The sequence below is a fragment of the Salifodinibacter halophilus genome (assembly GCA_012999515.1).
Classification (GTDB): Bacteria; Pseudomonadota; Gammaproteobacteria; order Nevskiales; family Salinisphaeraceae; genus Salifodinibacter; species Salifodinibacter halophilus.
Window position 1 is genome coordinate 1 of record JABEEB010000780.1, and the last position, 233, is coordinate 233.

At 76.4% G+C, this 233-nt stretch carries 1 protein-coding gene; it reads right to left on the reverse strand.

The features are described from left to right. The coding region (locus HKX41_13705; protein ID NNC25188.1) for a hypothetical protein at positions 1 to 233 on the reverse strand (233 nt) is incomplete at both ends.

The window sequence follows — 233 nt, forward strand, 5'->3', positions numbered from 1 at the left end:
GGCGCACGAATGGCGCGCGCAGGCGCAGCAGCGCCGGCGCGTCGAACGCGCGCTCCCAGCGCACCGCGCGCTCGGGCACGACGATGCCACGGTCGTTCACGCCCTTGTCCTGCGCCGACAGCACGTCGAAGGCGAAGCTGGCGCGCGCGTGCGACTGCAGCGCGCTCTTGGCCGCAGCGGGCGCGAAGCCGGCGTAGCGCTCCAGCGCGGCGCGGCTGGCTTCCAGCGGCGAG